This is a genomic window from Candidatus Poribacteria bacterium (assembly GCA_021295715.1).
In the GTDB taxonomy this organism is placed as follows: Bacteria; Poribacteria; WGA-4E; order WGA-4E; family WGA-3G; genus WGA-3G.
Window position 1 is genome coordinate 1 of the sequence record JAGWBV010000103.1, and the last position, 10,483, is coordinate 10,483.

Annotated in this window: 8 protein-coding genes; 3 read left to right on the forward strand and 5 right to left on the reverse strand. The window is 47.7% G+C overall.

The window, feature by feature from the left end; genetic code table 11:
- The 5 genes from J4G07_19550 to dnaN form a co-directional block, all read right to left on the reverse strand.
- A partial coding sequence (locus J4G07_19550; GenBank protein ID MCE2416185.1) for a hypothetical protein occupies positions 1-625 on the reverse strand: 625 nt, incomplete at its 3' end.
- Between the two features lie 155 nt (positions 626-780).
- On the reverse strand, positions 781-2,004 hold the full coding sequence (locus J4G07_19555) for a sigma-70 family RNA polymerase sigma factor (GenBank protein ID MCE2416186.1): 1,224 nt from the start codon (positions 2,002-2,004) through the stop codon (positions 781-783).
- Positions 2,005-2,109: 105 nt separating this feature from the next.
- Positions 2,110-3,561 (reverse strand): ABC transporter permease subunit, encoded by a 1,452-nt coding sequence (locus tag J4G07_19560; GenBank protein ID MCE2416187.1) that lies wholly within the window; start codon positions 3,559-3,561, stop codon positions 2,110-2,112.
- A 172-nt stretch (positions 3,562-3,733) separates the two neighbouring features.
- Positions 3,734-5,293 (reverse strand): ABC transporter permease subunit, encoded by a 1,560-nt coding sequence (locus tag J4G07_19565; protein ID MCE2416188.1) that lies wholly within the window; start codon positions 5,291-5,293, stop codon positions 3,734-3,736.
- Between the two features lie 20 nt (positions 5,294-5,313).
- Positions 5,314-7,026 (reverse strand): DNA polymerase III subunit beta, encoded by a 1,713-nt coding sequence (gene dnaN / locus J4G07_19570; GenBank protein ID MCE2416189.1) that lies wholly within the window; start codon positions 7,024-7,026, stop codon positions 5,314-5,316.
- A 747-nt stretch (positions 7,027-7,773) separates the two neighbouring features.
- On the opposite strand from dnaN, the gene J4G07_19575 reads away from it, so the two are divergent.
- The 3 genes from J4G07_19575 to J4G07_19585 all read left to right on the forward strand — a co-directional run bounded on the left by J4G07_19575 (position 7,774) and on the right by J4G07_19585 (position 10,339).
- On the forward strand, positions 7,774-8,199 hold the full coding sequence (locus J4G07_19575) for a hypothetical protein (protein MCE2416190.1): 426 nt from the start codon (positions 7,774-7,776) through the stop codon (positions 8,197-8,199).
- 75 nt (positions 8,200-8,274) lie between these two features.
- On the forward strand, positions 8,275-8,586 hold the full coding sequence (locus J4G07_19580) for a hypothetical protein (protein MCE2416191.1): 312 nt from the start codon (positions 8,275-8,277) through the stop codon (positions 8,584-8,586).
- 118 nt (positions 8,587-8,704) lie between these two features.
- Positions 8,705-10,339 carry a hypothetical protein gene (locus J4G07_19585; GenBank protein ID MCE2416192.1) on the forward strand — a complete coding sequence of 545 codons (1,635 nt, stop codon included), beginning with the start codon at positions 8,705-8,707 and terminating at the stop codon, positions 10,337-10,339.
- Positions 10,340-10,483 lie beyond the last annotated feature (144 nt).

Genomic DNA, 10,483 nt, shown 5'->3' on the forward strand with positions numbered 1-10,483 from the left:
GCATCTGCCACGGGATTTCCATCTCCACAATCCAACCATCTTCTACAATCTGCGCCGCCGTTTTCCAGAGTCCAATCCATTCGCTTTTCTCGGCGCGTCCCGTAGCGAGATGGGCGTATTTCGTGCCGAGTGGGTTTACGATGAAGAAATTCCTGTCCGAAAACTGGTGCGTATGAAACGGATCAAGACTGAAGGAGACCCAATCTTCTCCACGGATCCGCGTTTGGTCTTTGGTCTGGCGCGCCACAATTTTATCGGTCATATCATCGTAGAGATGAAGTCCGACATAAATGGCTGTGTCCGTGTAAACGACCCGACCAATCGATTGGTTCTTCGCTGGTCTTTCGGTGCGTTCATCGGTGAAACCAGTAGCCTGTGGTGCCTCTTGCCAGCAAGCATCGTCGAGGACACCGTCAATGATAGGTGGGTGTTCTGTTTTAACTGCGCGGAGTTCTTTCTGGACGGTCTGTGTGTTTTCAACTGCCGAAGTTTGTAAGTTTGTGATTAACATAAACGACAACGTGATGAGCAATACTATCGTGTAATTTTTCTGTTTTACTCGTTTGTTTGTGATACACTCGTGCGCTGCACGAACCTTTGCCGTTGTAAACTTCGGCATTTTCATCAATTAGCTTCCTCCGATTAGGAACTGGCTTCATAATTTGATGAGGAATAAGAATTCGATTCTTAATCCTCATCAAAGTGTCCTTAAAGGTTAAACCTCGACGCTAATTATATATTCCAACATCCAACTTGCAGCGCAGATATGCACTACCAGCGTTAGTTTCGCAGGATACTGGAGTGAAATTCCGAGATACTTTTTTCAACACTTTGAAGCAGCATCTCATCGCTGAGATGGAACGCCTCGCGTATTGTCAGTGACAGTTTCTGTTTCTGCTCTATCGAATCAAGCAACCGTTGGTTTTGCACGACAATAACAGAATCAGCATTCTCTTGAATTTCCTGTAGCGAACGTTTCGCTTGTTCGGCGCGACGTTGACCTTCAAAATTGAATGGACACGTCACAACACCCACAGCCAAAGCACCCTGTGCTTGCGCGAGAGAAGCAATCAGAGGCGAAGCACCCGCTCCTGTTCCGCCGCCCATACCGGCTATAACAAAGACGATATCCGCGTTTGCAACGATGGCGTTGAGCGTTTCCGTGTCCTCTTCAGCGGCTCTTCTCCCTATCTCTGGATTCGCGCCACAACCAAGCCCTTGAGTGGTATTCGCACCGATCTGCACCTGTGTTGCTTCAGGGTGCTTATCAAGGGCTTGCTGGTCTGTATTCACGACAAAAAATTTAATGTCCGTCAAACCGTCTTCAATCATTCGTTTAACGGCGTTGCCGCCCGCGCTACCGACACCAATCACCTTGATTTTGGTTTGAGTGTGTTTGGATTCTTCCTGTTTGGATGCCATAGTTCTCCCTCTTTTCGGTTCGACACCGAACTCTTTACGCAGGAGTTCACGTGTCTGTCTCAATTTGGTTTTGATTGTGCCTACCGCCAATCCGAGTTCAGTGTGGATTTCGTTGATGTTCCACAATTCCAGATAATATAGGACCGCAACGCGGCGGACTTTATCTGGAAGGTGATACACTGCTTCCCTTATAGCGTCGTAACGTTCCGTTTCCCTGAAACGCGCGACTGCATCCCGATCAATGCGATCTGTTAGATCGGTAGACTCGGACGGAATTTCACTTCCCGAACGACCAGCGGAAGCGTAGTACCTTTTGCAAGCGTTATAAGCAATGCGATGTAGCCATCCACCGAAACTCTCAACACTTCGCAGCCCGCTGATATTCTCCCAGACGGCTCTCCAGACATCCATGCGGATTTCCTCAGCGTCGCGGCGTTGTCTCGAATTTGCGGTAATCACTTTCCAAATGCGTGGACTATAACGCGACATCAGTTCTGCCAATGCGAATTCATCACCGGCTTGTGCTAGCCGAATGAGTTCTTCATCCGTCAGATTGGTGTGCGTTGATAGATCGTATCGCATAAACAGTTCCCTATTGATTTTAACCTAAAGAGTGGGCTTTTTTGGGAGGCGGTTTAAAAAAAGTAAAATCACTTAAAAATATATCCATAGTAATTTCAGAGCAGTTTATACTTCCGAACGCAGAAAAACGAGGAATGCCGCCGAAAGAGATACACCGAGCAGTAAAACGAGTAACAGCATATCCACTATAGCCGGATTGAGTGTGTCCTGAAAGGTTATTTTATCCTCAAATACCGGAATAGCCTCTGGTGGGACGGACTTTTCCGACATACCTTTCCGGACCCCGACGAAGTGAAGGCTTTCTGAATCCGCCCGATCCATTTCAACGATGAAGTTTCGGAATTGTTGGATATAAAGGCGGCAGTGTTCTAAGAATTGCAAATGGCGATGAAAGCCAGTGCCTGCCATGGATTCAAGGGCGTATTGGACAATCGCCGCAGGGGAACATCGGGTTAGCTGCCTTGCATGCAGAACTTGAGCACTTTGCGCCGCGAGGTGTTGGCGGCTTAGCCGTTCACGCATCTCCATATCTTTGTTGACAAACTCTCGCTGGATCTCTAATTCCGCAGCGTCTACCTCTGCGACATCTTCCTGCGAAGTTTCTGCCGACTGACGGCGTTCTTTCAATTTCTCCCTTTTATTCAGGAAATCGCTACTAATTTGGTCGAAGGCAGTCGATTTTGCCATCTGAAATTGATGATGCGTTTGAACGGAGGGCATCCATTTTGCCGAGAATGTGCCAAGAGTTGATGGCGTAAACACTACAACGGTTACCCAGATGAGCAACAGAACAACGAGACCTAACCGACTTTCTCGGGTCCCGGCGGAGACGATAAGCCCAACAGCAATGAAGATGCCAGCGTAGCAAGAAGCAATCAGCAGGATGAGCCCCATACGTCCCCAATCTGCCCCGCCGAGTTGCGTCCAACTCTCTGTAGAAATGATGGCGAGATTAAACAACACTGCAACATAGAAAGCGATGAGCACTGTGATGAAAGAACCGAGGAATTTACCCATTAACAGGGCAGAGCGCGAAATCGAATTTGCAAGACACAACCGCAGCGTCCCGTGTTCCCGTTCCCCAGAGAGCGCGTCAAAGGTAAAGAGGAGCGAAATAAAAGAGAGCAGATACGTGATGATAAAAACCCAATCAATCACTGTGGCAGTGGGCCGGTGATTGCTGAGTGCCTCCATATTCAGACGAGGAACGCCCATCGACCAAATATAGGCAAGTCCGTATAGTCGCCAGAAACCACCACTGACGCTTTCGTCCGGTAACAACGCGTCTCCCCCATCGGCAATGAAAGCAAGGGATGCGGGACGTTTGTAAAGTTTACCGGGTCCCTTTTGCAGCAGCACATACAACTGCGTTCGGGATTCCAACTCGGTCTGAGACGCGTTAACCTTCTCGGAATACTTCCGCACCCGTTCTGGATGGGTCCGAAGATGCACAACGGCGTTGGTTACCATCAATGCCACAAGGATGAATGTGGCTAAGCCAAAGCGTAGACTCGTGAGATGGTCTAAAAGTTCACGTGTAACAATATGCCAAATCATTTTTTTATGGCTGTCGGCTGTCAGTAATCAGCCGTCAGCAAAGAGCGGGTGTGCCATATGAGTAAGGGCTGTTGGTAATCAGCAGTTCGTGGTAATAAGCACAGGATCAACCACCATGTCTGTTTCTTAACTGATCGCTGAAAGCACAGCGACCTGACTGCTGACCGCCATTCTATATTTCAACTCTGATAAAAATCAAAAATGTTGCCATGAATAGGACGATATTGATGCATAACAGCAAAAACAGTTCAGGCAGAGCGCGCTGCGCATTGATGCTGACATCTGCACGCTCAAAGTGAAAATGGGGCAAGATCGACCAATCTATATCCCCTTGATTCGTGGTAAACCATCGCAGGCTCGCAAACGCCTCCCTCTCATGAAAGGTATCAATGAGGGTGCGCCGGTACGCCTGTGCGGCTTGGATATAATCCACCATGCTGTCTAAATCGGTGCCTGCCCATGCGGCGGTTGCAAACGTGTAGAGACTCGCAGGACTGAGCTTCATGAAACGTTCATCCGATTGTGCTTGCTGGAGAGATGTACGCGACACCAATTGCTGGACGACGAAGCCGACCTTTTCAGCACTCCGGATTTGCAGGGGTGCGGCGAATTCATAATAACGGCGCAAGTGCGTTACCAGTGGGTCTTCGGGATCTCTCAATTCGACGTTCATCCGAGGCAAGTCCCCGAGATACCACATGCCCTTTCTAAAGAAATCGGTTCCTGCAAATGTATCAAAAAATAGTGGAGGGTCTCCCTTAAGCGGACTACTATCTAAGAACCGATCCCGTTCTCGATCTGCCGCTTCCCGAATCTGCGCTATCTGCTGGTCAGCGGATTTTCTTTCTGCCCGCGTGCCGCCCCCCGAATTCAAGGCAAATCGACTCCAGTTCGGATAGACGAGTACCAAAACCACCCACAAGAACATGCAGAGCATCAGGGATGTAGCAGCACGACGGGTTGTTGTGGAAACGAGCAGACCGATGAGATAGAAAACCGATAGGTAGACGATTGTCGTCAAAACAATACCGCCAATTCGCAGAAAATCATCTGTGCTGAATTGTAGAGAACGCGCGAACGAACACTGAATCAGTGCGAACAACAGGCTCATCAACACGGGGAGTAATAGGCATACCATCGCCGCGAGATATTTGGCAAGCAGGACACTCCCGCGACCCACCGGGTGTGAAAGCACCAAACGTAAGGTACCCGTCTCCCAATCACCCGCAATCGCATCATAAGCGAAAAGTAGGGACAGTAGACTCAACACAACCTGAAAGATAAAGGCGATATCTATCTGTGAAAAGAGACGCAGATATGGGTTATTTAAACCGAGGGGTGCTCCGGGGCTTGAGACGGATGGTTCGCTGCCAAATGCCCATTGTTCTTCCTCTGGTCTAACATCAACGATGGGGTTCGAGAAGGACGGCACGCCGTCGAATGCTATGTCAAGATCACTGCCGAAACGGGTCTCTAAGCCGGTACTAAAGAGACTCAACGGGTTGGGCGGACGTTGAACCTTCAATTTTAGATATGAATAGGTAGGTGTCGTGGCGATGCCCTCCTGATTCACCGCCTCCCGCTGGCTATAGTCGGCGAGGCGTTCCTCGTGCGCGCCAATCAAGACAAACGTATTTGCAACGACAAGCAGGAGTGTAATGACGACCGCAGCAAAAAAACGCGCACTCATCAGATGAATCAAAAGTTCTTGGCGTATCAACGTCCGCAACATCGTTTTTCCTCAGAAGACGTTTAGGACTTCAAGCGCATTGGCATGATGAGGTAAATATGTCCCTCTTCACCGATCGGTTTTAAAATGACAGGATCCAATTCACCCAAGAACTCCATGACCAAGGACTCCGTCCCAATGTGCGTGAGTGCCTCTATCAGCAACCGAGCATCAAAACCGATACGAATACTTCCAGTGCTGGACTCGACTGCCAACGTCTCATGCTTCTCATCTGGATCAGGGTCCCTCGGCGAAACCCGAATCTGTTGTTCATCTATCTCTAAACAGACAATAGGACATTTCGGATCCGAAAATGCTGAAATCTGACGTATCGTATGCAAAATTGACTCTTTCTGCACAACTGTATGCATCTTAGGAGACTCTGGAAAGAGTTTTTCATACTTCGGATATTCAGCGTCTACCAATCGCGCCGTCAACGTCGCGTGCGCATCGGCAAAAAGAATCTCGCTTTTAACGCGTGAAATCCTTATCTCTGGGGAATTGGCAAAATTTCGCTCGATTTCTTTGACGGCTTTGAGCGGTATAATGAATCCATCACTTTCCTCTGACAACTTGAAGGGTTCACAACGTGCGATGGCAATGCGCTTGCCATCGCATCCAACGACTTCAGTTCTGTCCTCAAAAAGGTTAAAATAGAGTCCGTTTAGAAATCGACGCTTTTTCTCTGTGGACGCAGCAAATTCGGTTTTGTGGAGGATAGACCGCAGCGTTTCTCCATCAATTGTGAATGCTTCCGGACCAACGGAGGGAAATTGTGGGAACTCTTTATCGGGGAACCCAACGATTTTGCGCACGCTATCCCCAGAAGTGATTTCAACCTGATCGTCTGTTATCGTTGCCAAGCCTATCGGTTTTTCAGCGGGCCATGCTTTAACGATAGCCTCCAATTCTTTGGCAGAAACAACGATGGTTCCCGCCTCCTTGATGGTCCCTTCAACCTTTATTCTGACACCGATTTCCATGTCCGTCGCCATACACTCAATCGTGCTTCCTTCCGCATGGATGAGAACATTTGAGAGAATCGGTGAGGTATCCTGCCCACTCGCGACACTCTGCAGTACCTGTAGGGAGTACAAAAACTCCTCTCTTTCCAAAGTTAATTTCATTCCAAAACCTCCGTCCAGATGTTCTTCTTCAATTGGGATATCTAACGTCTCTTGAACCATGAATCTATACTTCTTTAACTGTTGCCGTGCCCGACGGAGCCGACTTTTAATCGTATTTTTTGACACACCTAAAAAGTTACTTATTTCTGCATAAGTCATGCCTTCAAGGTAATGAAGTGTGATGACTGTCCGATTGCCTTCCTTCAACCTCGCAAGTAGCTTTTCCACCAAGTCACGTCTCGCTTCGTCAAAAGTTTTCGCGCGTTCCGTCGCGACATACCGAGAATACGCCTCTGTCTCTACTTCAGAGATGTCCGTGTCTTCCAGCGGTTCGGTGTGTCGCTGGTTTTTTCGGAGCCACGCGATACAGAGACGACCCGTAATGACATAAAGCCACCTTGAAAACCGCGCCGGATCCTCCAAAGTTTCCAATTTCTGATAGACTTGCAGGAAGGTTTCCTGCGTAATATCCTCGGCGATATGAAAATCCCCGATTCTCCGCCACGCGAGCGTGTGAACCTGTTTCTCGTATTTTCTCACCAGATGCTCAAAGGCAGTTGCGTCACCCGCAAGGATACGTTGAATTAATGCAGTATTATCGTTTCTCACCAGACATCTCCAGAAAGGTCATTTTCATCAAGGGAACTTATAGGATTTCCACATTTCATGGATAGGCGTGTCTACAAATCGCGAAGAGACACCCTATCAATTAATTGGCTTCACTATAGTGACGCGAACCAAGAAAAAAAAGGGTGCATAATTCTGCCAAAAAAGCAAAAAAGAGGGCATCCTCTCAAAAACGTCCCACCGTTCTGAAAGGAAAGTTAACAAGTGCCTTCATTTCTAACTATACATATTTTAACTAAATTTCGTACTTTACTCAAGAAAAACATTTTCGTACTGTTTGGTGTGTTCCTCCTCGGCTTATCCTATTTTTGCTAAATCTGTTCGCACAAAGAACACCTACCGAAACATCACACTTGAAAAAACTCAGTATCCGCGTGAGTAACCGCAACAGAGAGAAGCCAACGCAGCGTTACTATATAGGTTTTCGGTGTGTAGCGCAACCTTCTCGTTGACTTGATCTGCCACCTCTGATGGATGATACAATACTGGATAGCCTAAGGATTTTCAATTAGCTTTCGAGTTCGGATGAAATGATGAAGTATTGCTGGGTCAACTCCTGTTATCTTTGCAATCGATAACTGGCTTATTTGGGCGAAATTGAGGTGTTAACTTGACATTATAATCTACATGGGGTAAGATTAAGCTGTAAGCGAACGGTTTTCCCATTTTCTATTCTATCTCAGGTTTTTCCATTTTCATTCTATCTCAGAAAGTAAGGAGGAACTATCGATGATACGGGTATTGGTGATACAGGTCATAGCTTGCGCGTGTCTAGCTTTTGCATTCCCTTTACTAAGCGCAGCTGAAGTTAGCGTAGATGACGCAATCGGGGTATGGCTCTTTGACGAAGGTAGAGGAAATGTAGCGAAAGATTCCTCACCCAATGGCAATGACGGCGAGCTCATAGCCGGACCCAAATGGGTTGAAGGTAAGTTCGGCGGTGCTCTGGAATTTGATGGCAGCGGGACCTCAGTCGAGACGGAAAGCGCTGACAAACTCACTGAGTTTGAACTCGGCGATAAGACCGATTTTACTGTTACCGCTTGGTTTAAAACGGATACGGGCACGGGTTTCATAATGAGTAAAACACGGCTGGCTGGGGACTGGACTGGGTTTGAAGTCAAGTTCAGTGACGGCGGACAAATCAGGACCTGACTACAGACTGAACCTGTCACAGTTTGTGACAACAGAGGCGCGGGTCTTGGCGACGGGAAGTGGCATCATCTTGCGGTGGTTTTTAGCAGAACAAAGGGTGAGCGATATGTCTACGTCGATGGAGAACAGCAGGGAAACCCTATTGACCATAGTTCGGTCAAAGGTAGCATTGATCACGAGAACGGCTTTGCCATCGGCGTCAGCATGGGTGATCACAGAGGCGGTTCATTTTTCAACGGTGTCATTGACGAGGTCGCCATTTTCAGAGGCGAGCTGGATGAAGACGATATCGAGACGGTCATGAATAATATGGAGGAAGTTCTCCCAGTTTCTCCATTGGGGCACCTCGCTACCACATGGGGTCAGGTTAAGCAGGCTTCCCAATAGATATTCCCTTTCAACATCTCTTCGGTGTTAAGACCCCGTTGCTTTCGCGCGGGGTCTATCACTTGCTATCCTCACATAAAAAAGTTCGAGAGAACGAAGCGGCAAGGAGGTTTTGATAATGGAAAATAATGAGAGAGAAATTCTATATAATGGGATTCGTCTGCCCGAAGAGTGGCCCCCACGAAATTTGTGTGACACAACCCTTTCACCTATCTCAGTACCCTACTTAGAAAATCCGCCGACAGTTATTTATATAGATACGGGAAGACAACTGTTTGTAGATGATTTTCTCATTGAAAATACCACTCTAAAAAGGGATTTCCACCAACCACGCTTATATGAAGATAATCCGGTTTTAAAGCCTGAAACGCAACTGGAGATCAATAATGGGAAATATCCGGTTGCCGCTCCGTTTAATGACGGCGTTTTTTATGATGCCGAAGACCAGTTATTTAAAATGTGGTATCATGCAGGATGGTTCGATGGTGTGGGTTATGCGATCAGTGAAGATGGCTTACATTGGCATAGACCCATGTTAGATGTAGCACCAGCGACGAACAGGGTACTTCCGGTAAGGGAAGGCTATCGGCGAGATGGAGCCGCAGTTTGGTTAGACCCCGAAACAGACGACCCGAATCAAAGGTTTAAAATGTTTGTATACTTCCGTTCTCCTGAGGGGTCAGGCGGGGAAGTTTATACCTCATTTGATGGTATCCACTGGGGTAATCCAGTCAGAACGGGTCCTTGTGGGGATAATACGACTTTCTTCTATAATGCCTTCAGGAAAAAGTGGGTTTACAGTATTAGGACCTCGAATCGGACGCTTGGACGCACCCGAAGTTATCGCGAACACGAGGATTTTATCAAAGGTGCTTCATGGAAGAAGGAGGATGTGGCCTTCTGGGCGAGAGCTGATGAACTGGACCCAGCTGACCCTGACCTCGGATACGCACCTCAGCTATATGACGTTAATGCAGTTGCCTATGAGAGCGTGCTTCTGGGCTTGTTTGCAATTTTTAAAGGTCCACCCAATGAGCTATGTGCCATAGGGGGATTCCCTAAGACGAATGAACTGGTGTTAGGTTATAGCCGCGATGGTTTCCACTGGCATAGACCTGTTCGCAGTCCTTTTATAGTCGCATCGCGAAAGGAAGGCAGCTGGAATAGGGGTTATATTCATGCGGCAGGTGGTGGGTGTTTGGTAGTGAATGATAAGATTTACTTTTATTTTGGTGCCTGGTCGGGAGCGTCACCTACACTCGGTAGACACATGTATGCAGGAGGGACGACTGGAGTAGCGATACTTCGCCGAGATGGTTTTGCTTCCATGAATGCCGGTTTATCTACTGAATCTTTAACAACGAGACCCGTTATATTCAATAAGGGCAAGCATCTTTTTGTGAATACGAATACAAAAAAGGGTATGCTCCAAGTTGAAATTTTAGACGATCAAGGCACTGTGATTGCGCCATATTCCCATATAAACTGCGTTCCTATAAGCAGGGATACGACGTGTCAATTAGTCAGGTGGAAAACAGGAGAAGATTTATCTTCTCTGGCTGGTAAGTCGGTGAAATTTAGGTTTTATTTAACAAACGGACAGTTATATTCTTTCTGGGTGAGTCCCGATTTAACAGGTGCCAGCGATGGCTATGTGGCGGCTGGAGGTCCAGGATTTAGCACTGCGATTGATACCGTTGGCTCTCAGGAATATAGTAGTCCTCTCACAGCGACATGCTCACGCGAGGAGTAGTGAATGAATACATCATCTACACATCGGAGTCAAACCGACACCGTCGTCCCAGCAAGCCGCGTGCCTGACCTGCTGCGGCCGGAAGTGCTTCAGGCATTTGACCGCACATTCTTCGAGCGCGAAGGATATTGGGTGTGGGAGGGT